16 protein-coding genes are annotated in these 21926 nt (G+C 56.3%); 5 read left to right on the forward strand and 11 right to left on the reverse strand.

From position 1 onward, the window contains the following. Positions 1 to 14: 14 nt before the first annotated feature. Genes cysH through cysJ form a run of 3 tightly spaced genes read right to left on the reverse strand, consistent with a single transcriptional unit; the run spans position 15 to position 4282 of the window. Positions 15 to 749, reverse strand: a complete 735-nt coding sequence (cysH, locus tag FOY93_RS17705; RefSeq protein WP_111965450.1) for a phosphoadenosine phosphosulfate reductase — start codon at positions 747 to 749, stop codon at positions 15 to 17. Positions 750 to 764: 15 nt separating this feature from the next. Then, on the reverse strand, positions 765 to 2477 hold the full coding sequence (gene cysI, locus FOY93_RS17710) for an assimilatory sulfite reductase (NADPH) hemoprotein subunit (protein ID WP_008499617.1): 1713 nt from the start codon (positions 2475 to 2477) through the stop codon (positions 765 to 767). Beyond that, positions 2477 to 4282 (reverse strand): NADPH-dependent assimilatory sulfite reductase flavoprotein subunit, encoded by a 1806-nt coding sequence (gene cysJ / locus FOY93_RS17715; protein ID WP_143345458.1) that lies wholly within the window; start codon positions 4280 to 4282, stop codon positions 2477 to 2479. The genes cysI and cysJ overlap by 1 nt, the downstream gene beginning before the upstream one ends. Before the next feature lie 306 nt (positions 4283 to 4588). Between cysJ and queD the strand changes: the two genes are divergently transcribed. After that, entirely contained in the window at positions 4589 to 4951 is a 363-nt protein-coding gene (gene queD / locus FOY93_RS17720; protein ID WP_111965448.1) for a 6-carboxytetrahydropterin synthase QueD, read from the forward strand. Here queD and FOY93_RS17725 read toward each other — a convergent pair. Continuing rightward, positions 4936 to 7284, reverse strand: coding sequence for a helix-turn-helix domain-containing protein (locus tag FOY93_RS17725; RefSeq protein ID WP_143345459.1), 2349 nt, complete (start codon positions 7282 to 7284; stop codon positions 4936 to 4938). The genes queD and FOY93_RS17725 overlap by 16 nt on opposite strands. 171 nt (positions 7285 to 7455) lie before the next feature. On the opposite strand from FOY93_RS17725, the gene FOY93_RS17730 reads away from it, so the two are divergent. Further along, the gene (locus tag FOY93_RS17730) at positions 7456 to 8625 is read left to right on the forward strand and encodes a M20 aminoacylase family protein (protein ID WP_143345460.1); all 1170 of its coding nucleotides are present in this window, start codon (positions 7456 to 7458) and stop codon (positions 8623 to 8625) included. 27 nt (positions 8626 to 8652) lie between these two features. Beyond that, on the forward strand, positions 8653 to 10050 hold the full coding sequence (locus FOY93_RS17735; protein WP_136195128.1) for an MFS transporter: 1398 nt from the start codon (positions 8653 to 8655) through the stop codon (positions 10048 to 10050). Positions 10051 to 10067: 17 nt separating this feature from the next. Here the strand turns inward: FOY93_RS17735 and queE are convergent, their stop codons facing one another. Genes queE through FOY93_RS17750 form a run of 3 tightly spaced genes read right to left on the reverse strand, consistent with a single transcriptional unit; the run spans position 10068 to position 13060 of the window. Further along, entirely contained in the window at positions 10068 to 10739 is a 672-nt protein-coding gene (gene queE, locus FOY93_RS17740) for a 7-carboxy-7-deazaguanine synthase QueE (protein WP_023333236.1), read from the reverse strand. A 54-nt stretch (positions 10740 to 10793) separates the two neighbouring features. Continuing rightward, positions 10794 to 11501, reverse strand: a complete 708-nt coding sequence (locus tag FOY93_RS17745; RefSeq protein WP_115876178.1) for an N-acetylmannosamine-6-phosphate 2-epimerase — start codon at positions 11499 to 11501, stop codon at positions 10794 to 10796. Continuing rightward, on the reverse strand, positions 11501 to 13060 hold the full coding sequence (locus FOY93_RS17750) for a PTS transporter subunit EIIC (protein ID WP_143345461.1): 1560 nt from the start codon (positions 13058 to 13060) through the stop codon (positions 11501 to 11503). Before FOY93_RS17750 ends, FOY93_RS17745 begins: the two co-directional genes overlap by 1 nt. A gap of 165 nt (positions 13061 to 13225) precedes the next feature. Between FOY93_RS17750 and FOY93_RS17755 the strand changes: the two genes are divergently transcribed. Then, positions 13226 to 14050, forward strand: a complete 825-nt coding sequence (locus FOY93_RS17755; RefSeq protein WP_024909265.1) for a MurR/RpiR family transcriptional regulator — start codon at positions 13226 to 13228, stop codon at positions 14048 to 14050. A 358-nt stretch (positions 14051 to 14408) separates the two neighbouring features. Beyond that, positions 14409 to 15518: an SDR family oxidoreductase gene (locus tag FOY93_RS17760; protein WP_115876180.1), complete on the forward strand. Its 1110-nt coding sequence runs from the start codon at positions 14409 to 14411 to the stop codon at positions 15516 to 15518. A gap of 53 nt (positions 15519 to 15571) precedes the next feature. Here FOY93_RS17760 and eno read toward each other — a convergent pair whose 3' ends face one another. From eno to relA, 4 genes are all read right to left on the reverse strand, one after another. Further along, positions 15572 to 16870, reverse strand: coding sequence for a phosphopyruvate hydratase (eno, locus tag FOY93_RS17765; RefSeq protein ID WP_024909267.1), 1299 nt, complete (start codon positions 16868 to 16870; stop codon positions 15572 to 15574). A gap of 82 nt (positions 16871 to 16952) precedes the next feature. Further along, entirely contained in the window at positions 16953 to 18590 is a 1638-nt protein-coding gene (pyrG, locus tag FOY93_RS17770) for a glutamine hydrolyzing CTP synthase (RefSeq protein ID WP_032648095.1), read from the reverse strand. A 223-nt stretch (positions 18591 to 18813) separates the two neighbouring features. Beyond that, positions 18814 to 19605: a nucleoside triphosphate pyrophosphohydrolase gene (gene mazG / locus FOY93_RS17775; protein ID WP_143345462.1), complete on the reverse strand. Its 792-nt coding sequence runs from the start codon at positions 19603 to 19605 to the stop codon at positions 18814 to 18816. A gap of 66 nt (positions 19606 to 19671) precedes the next feature. Further along, positions 19672 to 21903 (reverse strand): GTP diphosphokinase, encoded by a 2232-nt coding sequence (relA, locus tag FOY93_RS17780; protein ID WP_008499628.1) that lies wholly within the window; start codon positions 21901 to 21903, stop codon positions 19672 to 19674. Positions 21904 to 21926: the final 23 nt, after the last annotated feature.

The raw sequence follows: 21926 nt of genomic DNA on the forward strand, positions 1-21926 counted from the left end.
GGGCAAAAAGGTTATCACCCTTCGTGCAACCCGCACTCGCGCTTCAGCCCGAAGAATCGCGTCTCTTCTTCCGCCATTCCCGGTTCCCACTTACGCGTGGTGTGGGTATCCCCCACTGACAGATAGCCCTGATCCCACAGCGGATGGTACTTCAGCCCGTGTTTTTGCAGATACTGGTACACCGTCCGGTTATCCCAGTCGATAATCGGCAGCACTTTAAACACCCCGCGCTGCACCGCCAGCACCGGTAAGGTTGCCCGGCTGCCGGACTGCTCGCGGCGCAGGCCCGCAAACCACGTCTGCGCATTAAGCTCTTTCAGCGCCCGGTTCATCGGCTCGACCTTGTTGATCTCATTGTATTTCTCAATGCCCTCAACGCCCTGTTCCCACAGCTTACCGTAGCGCGCCTCCTGCCAGGCCGCGCTTTCCGTCGCGCGGTAGACCTTGAGGTTCAGCTTGAGCTTGTCCGTCAGCTCGTCAATAAACTGATAGGTTTCCGGGAACAGGTAGCCGGTATCGGTGAGGATCACCGGAATGTCCGGACGGATCTGATTCACCAGATGCAGGCTGACCGCCGCCTGAATACCAAAGCTCGACGAGAGCACATATTCTCCCGGCAGGTTTTCCAGCGCCCACGCCACGCGCCCTTCGGCGTCCAGCTTTTCAAGGTGGGCATTGGTTTCTGCCAGCGCCAGAATACGTTCGACTTTTGGCAGGTCATTAAGGGCGTTTAGATCGAGTTCGGACATAGTTACCTCTCGTGGTTACTCCCAGAAATCCCTTGCGGGATCGAGCACCGGGCGAATGATGCCCGCACGCACCGTAAAGTCGCCGAAGCCTTCACCCGCTTCGCGCTCTTTCGCCCAGCGCCCGACAAGCTCGTCGATGGAATCAAGAATTTCCGGCTCGGTGATGTTCTCGCGGAACATGCGCGGAATGCGCGTGCCGATACGGTTACCGCCCAGATGCAGGTTATAGCGCCCCGGCGCTTTCCCCACCAGACCGAGCTCGGCCAGCATCGCGCGACCGCAGCCGTTCGGACAACCGGTGACGCGCATAACAATATGCTCGTCCGGAATGCCGTGTTTTTCCAGAATCGCTTCCACTTTGTCGGTAAACGACGGCAGGAAACGTTCCGCTTCGGCCATCGCCAGCGGACAGGTCGGGAACGACACGCAGGCCATTGAGTTTTCACGCTGCGGCTTCACCGCATCCATCAATCCATGTTCGCGCGCCAGCTTCTCGATCTTCGCCTTCTGGCTTTCCGGCACGCCGGCAATGATCAGGTTCTGGTTAGCCGTAATGCGGAACTCGCCCTTATGGATCTTCGCAATTTCCAGCAGGCCGGTTTTCAGCGGACGCCCCGGATAATCCAGAATACGGCCGTTTTCGATAAACAGCGTCAGGTGCCATTTATTGTCGATACCCTTCACCCAGCCAATGCGATCGCCGCGACCGGTGAATTCGTAAGGGCGGATCGGCTCAAACTTGATGCCCGCGCGACGCTCCACTTCCGCTTTGAACGTCTCCACGCCCACGCGCTCCAGGGTGTATTTGGTTTTCGCGTTTTTACGGTCGGTACGGTTACCCCAGTCGCGCTGGGTCGTCACCACCGCTTCCGCCACGGCCAGCGTATGCTCCAGCGGCAGGAAGCCGAACTCGCTCGCGGTGCGGGCGTAGGTTTTCTTGTTACCGTGTTCGATGGACAGGCCGCCGCCCACCAGCAGGTTAAAGCCCACCAGCTTGCCGTTTTCGGCTATCGCCACGAAGTTCATGTCGTTGGCGTGCAGGTCGATATCGTTCTGCGGCGGGATCACTACCGTGGTTTTAAACTTGCGCGGCAGGTAGGTCTGGCCAAGGATCGGCTCTTCGTCAGTGGTCGCGACTTTTTCCTGATCGAGCCAAATCTCGGCATAGGCGCGCGTACGCGGCAGCAGGTGCTCAGAGATCTTCTTCGCCCACTCGTAGGCTTCGGCGTGCAGCTCGGACTCATACGGGTTCGAGGTGCAGAGCACGTTACGGTTCATGTCGTTGGCGGTCGCCAGCGCGTCCAGCCCGACCGAGTGCAGCATCTGGTGCACCGGCTTGACGTTCTTCTTCAGAATGCCGTGGAACTGGAAGGTCTGACGGTTGGTCAGACGAATGCTGCCATAAATCGTGTTTTCACCGGCAAACTTGTCGATCGCCTGCCACTGTTTGGTGGTAATCACCCCACCCGGCAGACGGCAGCGCAGCAGCATCGCGTGACGCGGCTCCAGCTTCTGCTCGGCACGCTCGGCACGGATGTCGCGGTCGTCCTGCTGGTACATGCCGTGGAAGCGGATCAGCAGGAAGTTGTCGCCTTTGAAACCGCCGGTGAGACCGTCATTCAGATCTTCAGCAATGGTGCCGCGCAGATAGTTGCTTTCCAGCTTCATGCGCTCGGCGTCTGTCAGTTTACCTTCGACCACCAGTGGCCCTGGATGTTTTTCGCTCATTAGTAGACATCTCGCTGATAACGGCGCTCAACGCGCAGCTCACTTAAAAATTCATCTGCCGTTTCGGCATCCATACCGCCGAATTCGGCAATCACTTCCAGCAGTGCCTGCTCAACGTCTTTCGCCATGCGATTGGCGTCGCCGCAGACATAAATGTGGGCACCGTCATTGATCCAGCGCCACAGCTCTGCGCCCTGTTCGCGCAGTTTGTCTTGTACGTATACTTTTTCTTTCTGGTCGCGGGACCAGGCCAGATCGATGCGGGTCAGTACGCCTTCTTTCACATAGCGCTGCCACTCAACCTGGTAGAGGAAATCTTCGGTAAAGTGCGGATTGCCGAAGAACAGCCAGTTCTTACCCGACGCGCCGTCTGCCGCGCGCTGCTGCATGAAGGCGCGGAACGGCGCAATGCCGGTGCCCGGGCCAATCATGATGACCGGTGTTTCCGGGTTTGCCGGCAGGCGGAAGTTGTCGTTGTGCTCGATAAAAACGCGCACTTCGCCCTCTTCTTCCACGCGATCGGCCAGGAAGCTCGACGCCCCACCCGCGCGCGCGCGGCCTTCGATGTCGTAGCGCACCACGCCGACGGTAACATGCACTTCACTCTCCACTTCGGCCTGCGAAGAGGCGATGGAGTACAGGCGCGGGGTTAGCGGACGCAGCAGGCCGATCAGCGCATCGGCATCCAGCTGAGCCGGAGAGAAACGCACCATATCGACAATCGGCGTCGTCGCGGCGTAATGCTGCAGCTTCGCCTTGTCGCCCACAAGCGGCAGCAGGGATTCGCTGCGCGTTAAGGTGGCATAATTTTCGACGATATTCGGGGTATTCACCGTCAGTTCGAAATGCCACTGCAACGCCTCGGATAACGGCAGCGATTTGCCGTCAACGGTGACAGGCTCGTCGCCTTTCAGCCACAGCAGCTCAACCAGCTCTTTCACCAGCGCCGGATCGTTCTGATACCAGACGCCCAGCGCATCGCCAGGCTGATAGCGCAGCCCCGAGTCGCCTAAATCGATTTCGATATGACGCACGTCTTTTTCTGAGTCGCGGCCGGTAATTTTCTGGTTCACCGACAGGCTCGCCGTCAGCGGCGCCTCTTTGGTGTACGGGCTGGTGTGGATGTCGTTGACAGCACCCGTCGCGGTGAACGCGGCCTGCGTCGAGGTCTCTTTCGGCACGCGCGCTTTTAGCACTTCAACGATGCGGGCGCGCCATTCAGCGGCGGCGGTCTGGTATTCGACATCCGCATCAACGCGGTCCAGCAGACGCTCCGCGCCCAGCTCCGCCAGCCTGCTGTCGAAGTCTTTGCCGGACTGGCAGAAGAATTCATAGGAGGTATCGCCCAGGCCAAAGACGGCAAACGCCGTCCCATCCAGCTTCGGCGCTTTTTTCGAGAACAGGAACTTATGCAGCGCCACCGCTTCTTCAGCAGGTTCACCTTCACCTTGCGTAGAGGCGACCACCACCAGCAGTTTTTCCGACGCGATTTGCTTGAATTTATAATCCCCGGCGTTGACCAGGTTCACGTTCAGTTTAGCGGCCAGCAGGTCGTCGCGCAGCGCTTCGGCCACGCGGCGGGCGTTGCCCGTCTGCGAGGCGGAAATCAGGGTAATGGCCGGAATCTCAACGGCCGTAGCCGGTGCACCCGCCACAGCGCCAGGCTGCTGATTGAGCATTCCCCAGAAATAACCGGAGACCCAGGCAAGCTGAGTGGGAGAAAAATCAGAGGTGGCAGCCTGAAGGCGCGCCAGTTGCTCCGGGTTCAGGGGAAGCAAATTTGAAGGTGGGGCCTGTGTTGTCATGCGTCGTTATGTTCCAGTAGCCAAGCGGACTTTAAGCGAATAAATCCAAACTGAAGATAAGGTTAACGGCGAGGATAATAACAATTAAAGAAGGGATGGAAATAATAAATAACCAAATGGACTAACCTGTTTTGGTTGTCATGCTTAGCGATAAAACCGATTAAATAATTATTTGAAATATAAGAACAAATAGCGATAAACACCCCGAATACGAGGCGGTGGACGCTCAGAGCCGTTTTAGTTAATGCTAAAAATTGTGCTTTCCGGTACTATGCGGCGGTTTTTTCCGCATTACTGAGAGCGATCATGTCCACCACACTGTTTAAAGATTTCACCTTCGAAGCCGCCCACCACCTTCCGCATGTCCCTGAAGGACATAAATGTGGCCGTCTGCACGGGCATTCGTTCATGGTGCGTCTTGAGATCACCGGTGAAGTTGATCCGCATACCGGTTGGATCATGGATTTTGCCGAGCTGAAGGCGGCGTTTAAGCCGACCTACGATCGTCTGGATCACTATTACCTGAATGAGATCCCGGGCCTTGAAAACCCGACCAGCGAAGTGCTGGCAAAATGGATTTGGGATCAGATGAAGCCGCTGGTACCGCTGCTGAGCGCGGTGATGATCAAAGAGACCTGCACCGCGGGCTGCATCTATCGCGGGGAGTGATTCTCCTCTTCCCCACGCACGTTTAGCGGCGTGAACTCATAGAGCACAAGCGCGTTACTTTCCAGCGATTCTGTAATTTGCCAGCCGTCATAAAGCCGTTCATCGCGTAAGGAAAGCGTTGGGCGCGCTTTGTGCGCAATCCAGCGCCACATCTCCTCATCAGGCCCGCTGTCGCTGTGTACTCCTTCCAGCAACGGATAGAGCGCACCGTTGTGCCGATCGAACAAATGGCTCTTAATGCGCCAGTGACCGCGCATTCCTCGTAGCTCAAGATGATACTGCTGGCGAAAACGCTGAATAAAGGCCTCCTCGCTGGAGAGCAGAGGATTGAAGACCACCACGTTACGCAACAGCAGTTGATATCGCCCCTGATGGCGGAGCAGCAGCACGCTCTTGTCGTTAACGAGCACCTCTCCCCGCAGACGCTGCCACAGCCAGAGTACCCAGTAGATGGGCCGTGGAAGGCCGTGATTATATTGAAGCGCAAGGCTTGATGTATCGAGGGTGTTGTTCGCCCTCGCTTCCCCCTGTAAACCAGAATTAAGCCAGAATCCCGCCAGCCATACCTGTTCTGAAAGCCCGAGCAGATTCTGCATCAACAGCGCACCGCGAAAAAACCAGCCGTTGGTCGCCCGCGTATTCCCCGTAAGAGTGTTCCATGAGAGTAACCATACCGGCAGCGTCCGCTGCCGCTGGCGAAGGGCGGCGAGGATCTGGCGGACCTTTAGCACCGGGTAATTTTCAGAAGAGGAAAGATGCGCGGGATCCAGCTGCGCCAGATCGAGCAGCTCGTTGGCATCTGCCGGACATGCGAGGAAATCAGCCTCGTCCAGAATGTCAGAACGGAACAGCGCGTCACCGCTCAGCTCGCTACCAACGGGAGAGAAGCGATGCCACACCCCCAATTTTGCCTGCGGAAGGTAGGCCCTCAGCGCCGCCCGCTGCGCCCGCCAGGCGTGCTCCTGGGTTTCCGCGTTAGCCTGGGGAGACCAGTGCATGACGACGTGCCAGCCAGCGGTAATGTCGGGCAAAAATCGGTTAACCGAAAGCTGCAAAAAGCGCGTCAGGAGATCGCATCGGGTAGTGACCCCCGTGTGCAGCAGGACCGTCCAGCCTTTTTTCGCCACCCAGGTAAACAATTGCTGCAGATGATACCAACAGGCATAGCCCGCCATTTGGGGATCGTCCCATCCCGTAGCGAACAGACGGCTGCTGAGAAAAGGTTCGGCGATATCAATACCCTCAATCGGGATCGCCTCGTGTAGCGCCTCCAGATGCCGACGAACATCCTCTCGCAGCAAATCGTCTAGCTCGCGCAGGGTGATGACCAGCCGCGTGCGGCGCAGCGCGGAAGAGAGCGGATAAAGCTGCTGCACATCCAGTATCCGCTCCTGACACGGGGAGTAGGTTAGCGGCGAGGGTTCCCAACCGCGGGTCTCAGCGTCGTTAAGCAGGCTAAATAACGTATCTACCGCAACAGGGAAACGCTGTTCATCCACGGTCGTGCGCGGGCGGAACGCAAGGGGACGATGACGCCCGGCCTTACGAAACTCACCTGGAGACATATTGTGATAGCGCTGGAAACTATCGGTCATCATACGTGTGCTGGCAAATCCATTCTCCAGCGCAATCTGATGCAGAGGGCGGCTGGTGAGACACAGGGCGTCAGCCGCTTTCTCCAGCCGCAGGGCAGTGATGTACTGCATAAAACTAGCTCTCGTCTCTTTTCTAAAGAGACGAGAGAGCCACGCTTCTGAGACGAACTCACTCTCTGCGATTTCGGCCAACGTAATGCGGCGGGTGTAGCTGGCGTCGATCCGCTCCAGTACACGGGCGATGCGCTTGCTTACGTTGGCGTGCTGGTTCCGGGGTTTCTGGCGGACGGGCTGCTGAAAGCGACCAATCAGCAGCAGCAGGATCTCGCTCAGCCAGCGATTCGCCTCCAGCCGGTAGCGATGCGGATCGTTGACGAGCGTCACCACCAGCAGCTGGCGCAGCAGGTGCCGAAGCTCGTCACACTGCGGCCAGCGCCCGCCTGACTCCTCCGGAACCGCGTAATCATGGGCAAAAAAATCATTGTACAGCTGGATTACCCAGCGTCCGGATAGAACGACACGCAGAGTCACATTCGCGTTCTGGCTGATAAGCCTCCATCGCTGATGGCGGTTTATCACTACAAGGCCATTTGTCGGAACCCTTTCTAGTCCCGCCTCGGTTTGCAGTTCAGCTTGCCCTTCCAGCACCCACAGTATCGTCAGCAAATCGCCTTCATCCTGCGCGAACAGGCGAATGTCCTCAACGGCTATCGCAAACTCATTTCCACGATGTTCCATTCGCCCCCTCCACGAAGACAAAAAATGACGCACTCTTTTTTGTCATAACCGAATCGTATGAAAAACAATCAGAAAAAAGGCGTCGATTTACAACAAAAAAGGACATTTTCCGGCAATGCGATCGACATAAACTCGAAACTAACACCATTTGGCAGGAAAAGGATAACAAAAATGACACATCCAATTGTTGACGCGCTGCGAGGCTCCGAGGCTCAGTTCACTGAATTACGCCGAGAGTTTCACCGATATCCCGAAACAGGCTTCGAGGAGCACAAAACCAGCGACCGCGTCGCGTCACTCCTGGGGCAGTGGGGCTATGAGGTCCACCGGGGAATGGCCAAAACCGGGGTGGTCGGCACCCTTAAGGTAGGAAACGGCAGCAAACGTCTGGGTCTGCGCGCCGATATGGATGCGCTGCCGATGCAGGAAAATAGCGGCAAAGCGTGGAGCAGCACGGTTGAAGGTAAATTTCACGGCTGCGGGCACGATGGCCACACCACTACCCTGCTTTATGCCGCAGAGTATCTGGCCCGAACCCGCAACTTTAGCGGCACGCTGCATCTGATTTTTCAGCCAGCCGAAGAGCTGCTGTATGGCGGGCGCGTCATGGTTGAAGATGGCCTGTTTGAACAATTCCCCTGCGACCATATTTTTGGCCTGCACAACATGCCCTCCCAGCCGCTTGGGAAAATTGGCCTGCGCGATGGCGCCATGATGGCCTCCTCTGACACCGTTCATATTGAGGTGAACGGCGTAGGGGGTCACGGCGCCGTTCCGGAACACACCGTTGATGCCACGCTGGTTGCCTGCCATATCACCCTCGCCCTGCAGTCGATTGTGTCGAGGAATATCACCCCATTCCAGCCGGTCGTCGTAACCGTGGGCAGCATCCAGGCGGGACATGCCCCGAATATTATCAACGATAAGGTATTAATGAAGCTGACCGTGCGCACGCTGGACGAAGCGGTGCGTCAAACCGTCCTGCAGCGAATCCACGACATTGCCGTGGCACAGGCTGAAAGCTTCAACGCCACGGCCACGATCCGTCACGTCAACGGCAGCCCGGTGCTGCGCAATAGCCCGCAGGCCAATGACATGGTGCGCACGGTGGCGACCGACCTGTTCGGTCAGGATGCCGTCGCGTCGGTGAATGCCTTTATGGGAAGCGAAGATTTTGCGTTCATGCTCGAGAAAAACCCCAACGGCTGTTACTTCACCCTCGGCGCTGGCGATGAGCCGGACCGCTGCATGGTGCATAACCCAGGCTACGACTTTAACGACAAGCTTCTGCTTACCGGCGCGGCACTCTGGAGTGCGTTGACCGAGCACTATCTGCGCTGATTCGCACCAACCCCGGAGGGCCGCACGATGAGTACCGTACCCCTGACAGGCACACCGTCCTACGCCGGTAACGATCGGCTGCTGGCCGGTATTGTGATGAGCGTTCTGACCTTCTGGTTATTTGCGCAGTCGGTGATTAACGTTGTGCCGGCAATGAAAAACAGCCTCGCTATCTCCCTTGAAACCCTCACGCTGGCGGTCAGCCTTAGCGCCTTGTTCAGCGGCTGTTTTGTCGTTGCCTGCGGCGGCTTTGCCGATAAGTTTGGCCGCGTGCGTATGACCTACATTGGCCTCGCGCTGAGCATCATCGGCAGCGCCCTGCTTTTTTTCTCGTGGGAGCCGGTTCTGTTTCTGCTGGGGAGAGCGATACAGGGGCTGTCAGCGGCCTGCATCATGCCCGCCACCCTGGCGCTGATTAAAACCTGGTATCAAGGCAACGCTCGCCAGCGGGCAATCAGCTTTTGGGTGATTGGTTCATGGGGCGGCAGCGGGCTGAGCTCGTTTGTCGGCGGCGCCATCGCCACCACGCTCGGCTGGCGATGGATCTTTATTTTTTCCATGCTGGTGGCGGCGATGGCACTCCTGCTGATCCGCGGCACGCCGGAAAGCCGAAGCGACGGCGCACGTCGCCATAAGCTGGATATTGGCGGCCTGGTGAGTTTTGTCCTTATGCTGGTGCTGCTGAACCTGTTTATCAGCAAAGGCCACGGCTGGGGCTGGAGCAGCAGCCTGTCGCTGCTGGTGCTGGGGGGCTCCACGCTGGCAGCGGCCTGCTTTGTGCTCACAGGGCGACGCAAGGGTGACGCGGCGCTGATTGATTTTGCCCTGTTTAAAAACCGGGCCTACAGCGCCTCGGTATTCTCTAACTTTTTGCTCAACGGCTGCATTGGCACCATGATGATCGCCAGCATCTGGCTGCAGCAGGGCCACCGTCTGTCGCCATTGCAAACCGGCATGATGACGCTGGGGTATCTGATTACCGTGCTGGCGATGATCCGGGTAGGGGAAAAGCTGCTTCAGCGCTACGGCGCGCGCCTGCCGATGATGACCGGGCCGCTGCTGACCGCAACGGGCATCACGCTCATCTCCTGCACGTTTTTAAGCAAGGAGATCTACATCGTCACCGTCTTTCTCAGTAACATTTTATTTGGTCTGGGGCTGGGATGTTACGCCACGCCGTCAACAGATACGGCGGTGATGAACGCGCCAGAAAACAAAGTCGGGGTGGCCTCGGGGGTGTACAAAATGGGCAGCTCGCTGGGGGGAGCGATGGGGATCGCGGTTACCGCGTCGCTCTATGCGCTGCTGCTGCCGCTGGGCATGGCCAGCGCCGCACAGTATGCCCTCCTTTTCAACAGCGCGATGTGTCTCGCTTCGGTGGGAGTGACCTGGGCGTTACTCCCTTCAGGTCGGGCCCCGCGATAGGGGGGGCCACGAAAGGGTCAGGCAATATTCAGGTACTTGTGCGTCTGCATCGACAGGCGCCAGTTGCGCGCAATACAGGTTTCAATGCACAGGCGCGTCGCGTCGTCTTTCTGGCTAATCGGCTGTAGCGCAATGACGCGCTGCTTTTCATCCGTCAGCGTTGCCAGCAGTTCATCCAGCGCTTCGATATCACGCACGCGCCCAACCGGGTGCTTAATCTCATCCGCGCGTTCCAGCGCCTGAGACAGCACGTCATACCCGCCGCGCATATTCACTTTTGGCGATACCGTCACCCAGGTGGTGTGTGAACAGCGCACTTCATGGGTGCCGCTGGTTTCAATCTGGCAGCTGTAGCCGTTCTTTTCGAGCAGCTCGGTCAGCGGCGTCAGATCGTGGATGCAGGGTTCACCGCCGGTGATCACCACGTGACGCGCCGTCCAGCCCTGACGACCAATAATGGCCAGCAGATCTTCTGAACTGCCCGCGCCCCACTTATCGCTCTCTTTGGTTTTCGCCAGAATGCTAAACAGCGACACTTCCCGATCTGCGAGCTTATCCCACGTATGTTTGGTATCACACCAGGCACAGCCAACCGGGCATCCCTGTAAACGAATGAAAATAGCGGGAACGCCGGTAAAGTAACCCTCGCCTTGCAGGGTCTGGAACATCTCGTTAATCGGGTACTGCATAGTCATCTCAGTAAAGGGGATAAACGATAAGTATCGCAGATCCCCGCCGGATGGTCATGCTCCATCGGTGCTTTGCGCGCCAATCGCCGCCATAAAACGCTCGGTAATTTGCTGTGGACGGGTGATCGCACCGCCGACAACGACAGTATGCGCGCCCAGCGCCAGGCATCTGGCCGCGCGTTCAGGCGTATCCACGTTGCCTTCGGCAACCACGGGAACCGTCACGGCGGCCAGCACGGCCTTCAGGAACGCGCAGTCGTTCTCCGGAAGCGAATGGCCCACCGTTTCCGCCGTGTAGCCGTAAAGCGTGGTGCCGACGCAGTCGAAGCCCAGCGCCTGCGCCGTCACGGCTTCGTCCACGGAGGAGATATCCGCCATCAGCAGCACCGCGGGATAGCGTGAGCGGATGCGCGTGACCAGCGTTTCCAGTAATTCCCCACCAGGACGCTCCCGCGCCGTCGCATCAAGCGCAATGATTTCCGGAGAGACGGCCATGAGCTCATCCACCTCTTTCATTGTCGCGGTGATAAATACCTCACTTTCCGGGTAATCCCGTTTGATGATGCCGATAACAGGCAAAGAGACCTGCTGCTTAATGGCCTCGATATCCACCACGCTGTTGGCACGAATTGCGGCGGCCCCGCCCTGTGCCGCTGCCAGCGCCATTCGCGACATAATAAACGGGCTATGCAGCGGTTCATTTTCCAGCGCCTGACAGGAGACGACCAGTTTTCCCTTCAGGGTATCCAGTACAGTTTTCATTACGATAAGATCTCTTCCACTTCGTTTTTGATAATCGTGACGTGCGGGCCATAGATGACCTGAACACCGTTGCCGCGCACGATAACGCCGCGCGCCCCGGTGGCTTTCAGCGCCGAGTCATTCACTTTGCTGCCGTCCTTGACCGTAACGCGAAGACGCGTGGCGCAGCAGTCCACCTCTTCCAGATTGTCTTTTCCGCCTAATCCGGCGATCACCGCAGCGGCGCGTTCGTTTTGCGGCAGGCTGACCTCGTCAGCCATCGCCTCCTTTTCCCGACCCGGCGTGGCAAAATCAAAACGGTTAATCAGATAGCGGAAGGTAAAGTAGTAAAGGAAGAACCACGGTACGCCGACCAGCGGTACGAACATCCAGTTGGTTTTGGTCTCTCCCTGTAAAATGCCGAACAGCACGAAGTCGATGAAGCCGCCGGAGAAGGTTTGCCCGATGGTGATATGCAGCATGTGCGCGAGCATGAATGCCAGCCCGTCAAACAGCGCATGGATGACGTAAAGCACCGGCGCAATAAACAGGAAGGAGAACTCAATAGGCTCGGTAATCCCGGTAAGGAACGAGGTTAACGCCGCAGAGAGCAGCAGCCCGGCAACGCGCTTTTTGTTCTCGGGTTTTGCCGTGTGGTACATCGCCAGACACGCGCCGAGCAGGCCAAACATCATCGTAATAAAGCGCCCGGACATGAAACGCGACGTGCCCTCATAGAAATGCTGCGTGTTCGGGTCGGCCAGCTGGGCGAAGAAGATCCGCTGTGTGCCTTCAACCAGATGGCCGTTGACGATTTCACTCCCGCCAAGCGCGGTAGTCCAGAAAGGCAGATAGAAGATGTGGTGCAAACCAAACGGGCCCAGCATGCGGAGAATAAAGCCGTACAGCAGGGTGCCCAGATAACCCGTAGCATCCACCAGCCCGCCCAGACCAAAAATCAGCTTCTGGAAATGCGGCCAGACCACGGTCATGAGCGCACCGACGAGTATCGCCGCCAGGGAGCTGATAATGGGGACAAAGCGCGAGCCGCCAAAAAAGCCCAGGAACTGCGGAAGCGCAATTTTATTAAACCGATGATGGAGCGCGCAGGTCACCAGTCCAATCACCACGCCGCCAAACACGCCGGTTTCCAGCGTCTGAATACCCAGCGTCATGCCCTGCCCCACGGCCCCCGGGTTCTCATGCGCCAGTTTGCCGGTGAGGATCAGCAGCGCGTTGATGGTGGCATTCATCACCAGAAACGCGAGTAATGCCGCCAGCCCGGCCGTGCCCTTATCGCTTTTTGCCAGCCCGACGGCCACCCCAACGGCAAACAGCACCGAGAGGTTCGCAAACACGATGGATCCAGCGCTGCTCATGATGGTGAAAATGGCCTGCAGCCAGCTCACGTCTAAAAACGGATAGGCTGCCAGCGTGTTGGGATTCGATAGCGCGCCGCCTATCCCCAGCAGCAGACCCGCCGCAGGCAACACGGCAATCGGCAACATAAAGGATTTGCCAAAGCGCTGCGCTTTTTCAAACCATCCTCCTGAAGAAGCCCCACTGAATATTTGCATCATTTTTTCATCCCCTTATTAAACGATGAAAATTTTTACCATATAAATATTTAATAGTGAAAATTACCATCACAAACCAGGACGACGATCATACTTTTTCAAAATGACTGGCATCTTTCCCCCGCTTTCCGCCACACTAGTCGCAGAGAAACGCATTAAGGATCGAGCATGTCAGACCATGAAAACCTGCTGCTGAAGCTACGCCAGGAGGCTTCCGGGTACAGCCCAACACAACAAAAACTCGGTGAGTTTGTCCTCAGCGATCCAGCCCGGGTGCTCTACCTGACGATCACCGAGCTGGCGCGCGAGAGCCACACCAGCGAGGCCAGCGTCACGCGTCTTTGCCGGACGCTGGGCTGCAAGGGCTATAACGAATTTAAAATGGCGCTTGCGCTGGATATTCAGCAGGGCCAGCCCGCGCGTCAGGCGGGCGATGAGATTGATAACGTCGTGGATGAGTCGGTGCAGGCTTTGCAGGATACCGCCCGGCTCCTTGACCGCACGCTGCTTGAAAAGGCCGCACTGGCGCTGCACCAGGCGCAGTCCGTGCAGATTTATGGCGTTGCGGCCAGCGCGATCCTTGGGGAGTATCTCCACTACAAGCTGTTGCGGTTGGGCAAACCCGCGCAGCTGTTCAGCGATATGCACCGCGCGGCCATGAATGCGACAACGCTTTCAAAAGAGACCCTGGTCGTGGCTATCTCCAGTTCGGGTTCAACGCGGGATTTACTCCACGTGGTGAAGCTTGCCCGCAAGCGCGGCGTTAAGGTTCTGGCACTCAGCAATACGCCACGCAGCCCGCTGGCATCCCTGAGCGACATGCTGCTGGTTGCGGCCAAACCAGAGGGTCCCCTGAGCGCGGGCGCACTCAATGCTAAGGTTGGGGTGATGCTGCTGGTCGAGCTGCTGACCACGTCCATGATTGCGCTGGATGGTCATTACGGCGACGTTAGCCAGCAAACAGCCAGCGCCACGCTTCCCCTTTTGCTCTGAAAATCATTCGCAGGCTAAATAAATCGGCCTGCGCCTTATATTGTCTGATTTTCGTTAAGTGGGGTTTTCATCATTTATCCGGCAAATGTTTGGTGTAACAAAGTATTATATTTATTACATTTTGAATTAAGTCCACCATTCGGCACAGACCTTATATAATCAATTAAATTCAACGAGTTAAAATTTAAATTTTAATAGATTGAATTTTTACCATTGCGATAATGTCCAATATCTTCACCTGATTTCCTTTCCTTAAAATAAGCTTAAGACGCCACTGATTTCGGCGTTTTATTATTTAAATGCCGTTTACTTTTGCCCGCCTACAATCCGCCTCATCAATCATAATGAGACGGTATTAATGAAGATGTTATTGATTACAGGCGTGACCGGATTTCTGGGCGGTGCAGTTCTTGAAAAAATTCTGACCAACGATCAATCCATAGAACTCCTTTTGCTTGCGCGCGCCAGCGATCCGCAGAGCGGGCTGGAGCGCGTACTGGAGAATATGCGCAAGTTCAACGTTCCTGAGGACAAACTGGCCTCCCTGAATGTGGACAATATCCTGATTGGCGACCTCAGCCAGCCAGAAGCCTTCCTGAACGATCCCCGTCTGGATCGGGTCACGCATGTCGTGAACTGTGCGGCCGTCGCCTCATTTGGTAACAACCCGCTGATCTGGAAGGTCAACGTTGAAGGTACGCTCGCGCTGGCGCGTCGTATGGAGCAGGTCACAGGACTGCAGCGTTTCCTCCACGTCGGCACTGCGATGTCATGCACGCCGGAGCAGGATTCCCTGGTCGCCGAAAGCGCCGAATTCAGAGAGAATGCTGAACACCTGGTGGAATACACGTTTTCGAAGTCAACCATCGAACAGCTGATGCGCCAGGAGTGCCCTAACCTTCCCCTGCTCATCGCCCGTCCGTCCATCGTCGTTGGCCATACCCGTCACGGCTGCACGCCGTCGAGCAGCATTTTCTGGGTCTTTAGCATGGGCCTGATGCTGCAGAAGTTCATGTGCTCCATGGAAGACCGGATTGACGTTGTGCCGGTGGATTACTGCGCCGACGCGCTGTTAATGTTGCTTAACAGCAACGCGCGTCCGGGGGAAGTGGTGCACATTTCTGCGGGTGAAGAGAACAGCGTTCGCTTTGCGGATATCGATCAGGCGATGGCGCAGGCGCTGGAGAAAGCCCCCGTCGGGGATAAATATGCCCAGGTCAGCTACGAAACGCTGGTCCGAATGCGCCGCGAGTTGAAACATATTTTTGGCCCGTGCAACGAACGTCTGATGCTGAAAGCCATGCGGTTATACGGCGCGTTTGCCACGCTTAACGTGCGCTTCAGCAACGATAAGCTGCTGAGCATGGGAATGCCAAAGCCACCCCGGTTTACGGATTATATCGCCCGCTGCGTGCAAACCACTCAGGGACTGACCATTCCGGAGCAAATGGCGGTCGATTTTAAATAGCCAAAAAAAATGCCAGTCATTCGACTGGCATTTTCATTTTAAGGCTTAAGCAATTATGCCTGGCCTTTGATCTCTTTACGACCGTTGTATGGTGCTTTTTCACCCAGCGCTTCTTCGATACGAATCAGCTGGTTGTATTTAGCAACACGGTCAGAACGGCTCATAGAACCGGTTTTGATCTGGCCTGCAGCGGTACCCACAGCCAGGTCGGCAATGGTAGCGTCTTCAGTTTCGCCAGAACGGTGAGAGATAACCGCGGTGTAGCCAGCGTCTTTCGCCATTTTGATCGCAGCCAGAGTTTCGGTCAGAGAACCGATCTGGTTGAATTTGATCAGGATGGAGTTAACGATGCCTTTCTCGATGCCTTCTTTCAGGATCTTGGTGTTGGTTACGAACAGGTCGTCACCAACCAGCTGGATTTTGTCGCCCAGTACTTTAGTCTGGTATGCGAAGCCAGCCCAGTCAGACTCGTCCAGACCGTCTTCGATAGACACGATTGGGTACTGTTTGGTCAGGTCTTCCAGGAAGTGAGTGAACTCTTCGGAGGTGAACGCTTTGTTGCCTTCGCCAGCCAGAACGTATTTACCGTCTTTGTAGAATTCAGATGCTGCACAGTCCATCGCCAGGGTGATGTCTTTGCCCAGCTCGTAGCCAGCAGCTTTAACTGCTTCTGCGATAACAGCCAGTGCTTCTGCGTTAGAACCCAGGTTTGGCGCATAGCCACCTTCGTCACCAACAGCAGTGTTCATGCCTTTAGCTTTCAGAACTTTAGCCAGGTTGTGGAACACTTCAGAACCCATACGTACCGCTTCTTTCAGGGATTTCGCGCCAACTGGCTGAATCATGAATTCCTGAATATCAACGTTGTTATCTGCGTGCTCACCACCGTTGATGATGTTCATCATTGGTACAGGCATGGAGTATTTGCCTGGGGTGCCGTTCAGTTCAGCGATGTGCTCGAACAGTGGCATACCTTTAGCAGCCGCAGCCGCTTTGGCGTTCGCCAGGGAAACAGCCAGGATTGCGTTCGCACCGAAGTTAGATTTGTTTTCAGTACCGTCCAGATCGATCATGATCTTGTCGATGCCAGCCTGGTCTTTAGCGTCTTTGCCAATGATTGCCTGAGCAATAGGACCGTTTACAGCGCCAACCGCTTTCAGTACGCCTTTACCCAGGAAGCGAGATTTGTCGCCATCGCGCAGTTCCAGCGCTTCGCGAGAACCGGTAGAAGCACCTGATGGAGCAGCAGCCATACCAACGAAACCACCTTCCAGGTGAACTTCGGCTTCAACGGTCGGGTTACCACGGGAGTCGATGATTTCACGACCGATGACTTTAACGATTTTGGACATTAGATTTTCCTCAGTACAAGTTAAACTAAAACTCCAGACAAACAACGCGTACCAAAGGTACGCGTTGCCGTTCTAACTTTTTTTACTTCGCCTGACGCTTCTGGTAGTCGCTGGCGGCTTTAACGAAGCCTGCAAACAGCGGATGCCCGTCACGTGGCGTTGAAGTAAATTCCGGGTGGAACTGGCAGGCGACAAACCACGGATGGTTTGGCACTTCAATGATCTCGACTAACTGATCATCCCCGGAGCGTCCCGCAACACGCAGGCCCGCGGCTTCAATAGGTTTCAACAACATGTTGTTGACTTCATAGCGGTGACGATGGCGCTCGGTGATGACCGGCTCGCCATACAGCTTGCGAACCACGCTATCGTCAGTCAGCTGGCAGGCCTGTGCGCCAAGACGCATGGTGCCACCCAGATCGCTCTTCTCGGTACGGACTTCGACGTTACCTTCTTCGTCACGCCATTCGGTGATAAGCGCCACAACAGGGTACTTACAGTCTGGCACAAATTCCGTAGAGTTCGCGTTTTCCATTCCCGCTACGTTGCGCGCAAATTCGATCAGCGCAACCTGCATACCCAGACAGATGCCGAGGTATGGAATATTGTTTTCACGCGCATAGCGCGCGGTGGCGATCTTGCCTTCTACACCACGGTAGCCGAAGCCGCCAGGGATAAGGATAGCATCCAGATCTTTCAGGATTTCAACGCCACGCGTTTCAACATCCTGCGAATCAATCAGCTTGATGTTCACGGAGACACGGTTCTTCAGACCACCGTGTTTCAGCGCTTCGATCACTGACTTATAGGCATCCGGCAGCTCGATGTACTTGCCGACCATACCGATAGTCACTTCGCCTGCCGGATTGGCTTCTTCGTAAATAACCTGTTCCCATTCAGACAGGTTAGCTTCCGGACAGTTCAAGCTGAATCGTTTACAAATATAATCGTCCAGGCCCTGAGATTTCAACAGGCCCGGGATTTTATAAATGGAATCGACATCTTTCATTGAAATAACGGCTTTTTCAGGCACGTTACAGAACAATGCAATTTTCGCACGTTCGTTCGCCGGAACCGCGCGATCGGAGCGGCAAACCAGGATGTCTGGCTGAATACCAATAGAAAGCAGCTCTTTAACAGAGTGCTGAGTCGGTTTGGTTTTCACTTCACCTGCAGCGGCCATGTACGGCACCAGCGTCAGGTGCATGAACAGCGCGTGTTCACGGCCAATGTCTACCGCCAGCTGACGAATCGCTTCCAGGAATGGCAGGGATTCGATATCACCCACGGTACCGCCGATTTCAACCAGCACCACGTCGTGGCCTTCGCCACCCGCAACAATGCGTTCTTTGATGGCGTTAGTAATGTGCGGGATAACCTGAACGGTTGCACCCAGGTAGTCACCACGGCGCTCTTTACGCAGAACGTCGGAGTAGATGCGGCCGGTCGTGAAGTTGTTACGACGGGTCATTTTGGTGCGGATGAAACGCTCGTAGTGGCCAAGATCCAGATCGGTTTCAGCGCCGTCTTCAGTAACGAACACTTCCCCGTGTTGGATTGGGCTCATGGTGCCCGGATCGACGTTGATGTACGGATCCAGTTTCATCATGGTCACATTAAGGCCACGGGCTTCAAGAATGGCTGCGAGGGAGGCTGCGGCAATGCCTTTACCCAGAGAGGATACGACCCCGCCGGTCACAAAAATATAGTTCGTTGTCATGCTGAACCTGAGAAGTTAGGGTGAAACGATGGAATAACCAGGACGGGAAAGTAGTATACCCGAACACGGCCAGCGCCACAAACTTTCATTCTCCGTCTCCATTCCAGGCCATGACAAACATAAGGAGTGAGAAAATAGCCCCTTTTGGGTAAATGTTTTTGACGCAAATCAAGCGCTTGTCATTTAAAAAATCACACAAATTGCGCTTGATCGCAAAATTTCGTTAGAGATCAGATTCCTGGCGCTTTACTTCCTGCCAGACTTCTTCCATCGCGTCGAGGTCAATACCGCTCATTTCCAGGCCGCGCGAGGCGACAATCCGCTCTACTTCGCGGAAGCGGCGTTCGAATTTCAGGTTGGCTTTTTGCAGCGCCGTTTCCGCTTTTACACCCAGGTGGCGAGAAAGGTTGACGGTCGCAAACAGCAGGTCGCCCATCTCTTCCTCAAGCTTTGCTTCATCCACCACCGCCTGCTGCGCTTCATGCATGACCTCGTCAATCTCTTCGTGCACTTTATCCAGCACCGGGCCGAGAGAGGTCCAGTCAAACCCCACCGCGGAGCAGCGTTTCTGGATTTTGTGCGCACGCATCAGTGCGGGCAAGCTCAGCGGAATGTCGTCCAGCGCGGAGTGCTGGGATTTTTCTGCCCGCTCGGCGCTTTTGATCTGCTCCCAGCGGGCCAGGACTTCGGTGCTGGTTTCTGCGGTAGCGTCACCGAAAATATGGGGATGACGGCGCTCAAGCTTGTCGCTGATTGCTGCGCAGATATCGTCAAAGTTAAAGCGCCCTTCTTCCTGCGCCATTTGTGCATAGAACACCACCTGGAACAGCAGATCGCCCAGCTCGCCGCGCAGGTCGTCAAAGTCTTCGCGGGAAATGGCGTCCAGCACCTCATAGGTCTCTTCAAGGGTGTACGGGGCAATGGTAGCGAAAGTCTGCTCTTTGTCCCACGGGCAGCCGTTTTCCGGGTCGCGCAGGCGTTTCATGATGCCGAGCAGGCGGTCGATTTGAGTCATGGTTATGTCCTGATAAAAAAATGCCGGGTGGCGGCGTTGCCTAACCCGGCCTACGGAAGACGATGTTTAGCCGCCGTGCAGACGACGCGCGTCAATCACATCCGGCACCTGGTTCAGCTTGCCAAGCACGCGGCCCAGCACCTGCAGGTTGTAGATTTCGATGGTCATATCGATGGTGGCAAGCTGCTCGCGGGTATCGCTGCGGCTGGCGACGCCCAGCACGTTGACCTTCTCGTTGGCAAGAATGGTCGTGATGTCGCGCAGCAGGCCGCTGCGGTCGTTGGCGGTAACGCGCACCACCAGCGAGTAGCCAGCGGAATAGCTTTCCCCCCAGACCGCTTCCACGATGCGCTCCGGCGCATGGGACTGCAGCTCGGCAAGCTGGTCGCAGTCGGAACGGTGAATCGAAATTCCGCGCCCCTGGGTGATAAAGCCGACGATATCGTCCCCTGGAATTGGCTGGCAGCAGCGGGCAATGTGGTGCATCAGGTTACCGACACCCTCGACCACCACGCGGCCGTTGTCTTTACTGCGCTGCTGCGGCGCGTAGGTTTTCTGCTGCAGCTGCTTCAGCGCCGCAGCATCCTGCTCTTCCGCGCTTGGCTTATTGAACTGCGCCTGCAGGAAATTCACCATCTGATTCAGACGAATATCACCACCGCCAATGGCCGCTAACAGCTCGTCAAGCTCGTTGAAGTTGTAGCGCGGCAGCAGGAATTTTTCCGCCTCTTTCAGGCTTATCCCGATATGCTCCAGCTCGTCGTCGAGGATTTGGCGACCGGCAAGGATGTTCTTGTCACGATCCTGCTTACGGAACCAGGCGTGAATCTTCGAGCGCCCGCGGCTGGTGGTAACATACCCCAGGTTCGGGTTAAGCCAGTCCCGGCTCGGGTTGGGCTGCTTCTGGGTAATGATTTCAATCTGGTCACCCATCTGCAGCTGATAGGTGAACGGTACAATACGCCCGCCAATTTTCGCCCCGATGCATCGGTGTCCCACATCGCTGTGGATGTGGTAGGCAAAATCGAGCGGCGTAGAGCCGGCCGGCAGGTCGACAACGTCCCCTTTCGGCGTAAAGACATACACCCGATCGTCAAAGACCTGGCTGCGCACTTCATCGAGCATCTCGCCGGAATCAGCCATCTCTTCCTGCCACGCAATCAGCTTGCGCAGCCAGGCAATGCGGTCTTCGTGGCCAGAACGCGCACCGCCGGAGGTGCCTTCTTTGTATTTCCAGTGCGCGGCAACGCCCAGCTCGGCGTCTTCATGCATCTGTTTGGTGCGGATCTGAATCTCAACCGTTTTACCGCCAGGGCCAAGCACCACGGTATGGATAGACTGGTAGCCGTTCGGTTTTGGGTTGGCGACATAGTCGTCGAACTCATCGGGCAGATGACGGAAGTGAGTGTGTACTATCCCCAGCGCGGCGTAGCAGTCCTGCAGACGCTCCGCCACGATGCGCACGGCGCGCACGTCAAACAGCTCGTCAAAGGCGAGGTGTTTCTTCTGCATTTTGCGCCAGATGCTGTAGATATGCTTAGGCCGACCGTAGACTTCGGCGCGCACGTTCTCTTCTTTCATCGCCTGGCGCAGGCCGCCGACAAACTCCTCGATATAGTGCTCGCGGTCAATACGGCGCTCGTGCAGGAGTTTGGCAATCCGTTTATATTCCGCCGGGTGCAGATAGCGGAAGCAGTAATCTTCAAGCTCCCACTTCAGCTGACCAATCCCTAAGCGGTTCGCCAGCGGCGCATAGATGTTCGTACACTCTTTGGCGGCCAGCACGCGCTCGTCTTCCGGCGCATCCTTTACCTCTCGCAGGTGGGCAATACGCTCGGCCAGCTTGATGACCACGCAGCGGAAATCATCCACCATGGCCAGCAGCATCCGGCGAACGTTATCGACCTGCTCTGAGGAGACGGAATCGGTATGCGCGGCTTTAAGCTGACGAATGGCCGCCATATCGCGCACGCCGTGGATCAGCGCGACGACGGATTTTCCGACGCTGTCGCGCAGCACGTCTTCGCTGACCACGTCCGCATCCGCGAGGGGGAAGAGTAGCGCGGCCTGCAGCGTTTCGATGTCCATGTTTAGCATGGACAGGATTTCAACCATCTCCACGCCGCGCCACAGGAGAAGATCCGCGTCGGGATGCCCCTGCGTGGTGCGCAGACAATAGGCCCAGGTTTCGGTTAAGCGTTCACACGACTGCTGGCTGGAAATTCCCAGACTTGCGATCCATTTTTGTGGGTCAAACTCCCCAGCTTTATTGAGATGTGCACTTCTTACCGCAACCATTGTCCTCTCCTTTAGGGACCAGG

Origin of the sequence: Enterobacter sp. 18A13 (assembly GCF_007035975.1) — a bacterium.
In the GTDB taxonomy this organism is placed as follows: domain Bacteria; phylum Pseudomonadota; class Gammaproteobacteria; order Enterobacterales; family Enterobacteriaceae; genus Enterobacter; species Enterobacter vonholyi.

Coding starts and splice junctions, on each gene's coding strand:
- FOY93_RS17745 (WP_115876178.1), bottom strand. CDS start 11,501: ATGAAAACTGTACTGGATACCCTGAAGGGAAAACTGGTCGTCTCCTGT.
- FOY93_RS17735 (WP_136195128.1), top strand. CDS start 8,653: ATGAGTACCGTACCCCTGACAGGCACACCGTCCTACGCCGGTAACGAT.
- FOY93_RS17755 (WP_024909265.1), top strand. CDS start 13,226: ATGTCAGACCATGAAAACCTGCTGCTGAAGCTACGCCAGGAGGCTTCC.
- FOY93_RS17725 (WP_143345459.1), bottom strand. CDS start 7,284: ATGGAACATCGTGGAAATGAGTTTGCGATAGCCGTTGAGGACATTCGC.
- FOY93_RS17750 (WP_143345461.1), bottom strand. CDS start 13,060: ATGATGCAAATATTCAGTGGGGCTTCTTCAGGAGGATGGTTTGAAAAA.
- FOY93_RS17760 (WP_115876180.1), top strand. CDS start 14,409: ATGAAGATGTTATTGATTACAGGCGTGACCGGATTTCTGGGCGGTGCA.
- FOY93_RS17730 (WP_143345460.1), top strand. CDS start 7,456: ATGACACATCCAATTGTTGACGCGCTGCGAGGCTCCGAGGCTCAGTTC.
- queD (WP_111965448.1), top strand. CDS start 4,589: ATGTCCACCACACTGTTTAAAGATTTCACCTTCGAAGCCGCCCACCAC.
- pyrG (WP_032648095.1), bottom strand. CDS start 18,590: ATGACAACGAACTATATTTTTGTGACCGGCGGGGTCGTATCCTCTCTG.
- cysJ (WP_143345458.1), bottom strand. CDS start 4,282: ATGACAACACAGGCCCCACCTTCAAATTTGCTTCCCCTGAACCCGGAG.
- relA (WP_008499628.1), bottom strand. CDS start 21,903: ATGGTTGCGGTAAGAAGTGCACATCTCAATAAAGCTGGGGAGTTTGAC.
- cysH (WP_111965450.1), bottom strand. CDS start 749: ATGTCCGAACTCGATCTAAACGCCCTTAATGACCTGCCAAAAGTCGAA.
- cysI (WP_008499617.1), bottom strand. CDS start 2,477: ATGAGCGAAAAACATCCAGGGCCACTGGTGGTCGAAGGTAAACTGACA.
- mazG (WP_143345462.1), bottom strand. CDS start 19,605: ATGACTCAAATCGACCGCCTGCTCGGCATCATGAAACGCCTGCGCGAC.
- queE (WP_023333236.1), bottom strand. CDS start 10,739: ATGCAGTACCCGATTAACGAGATGTTCCAGACCCTGCAAGGCGAGGGT.
- eno (WP_024909267.1), bottom strand. CDS start 16,870: ATGTCCAAAATCGTTAAAGTCATCGGTCGTGAAATCATCGACTCCCGT.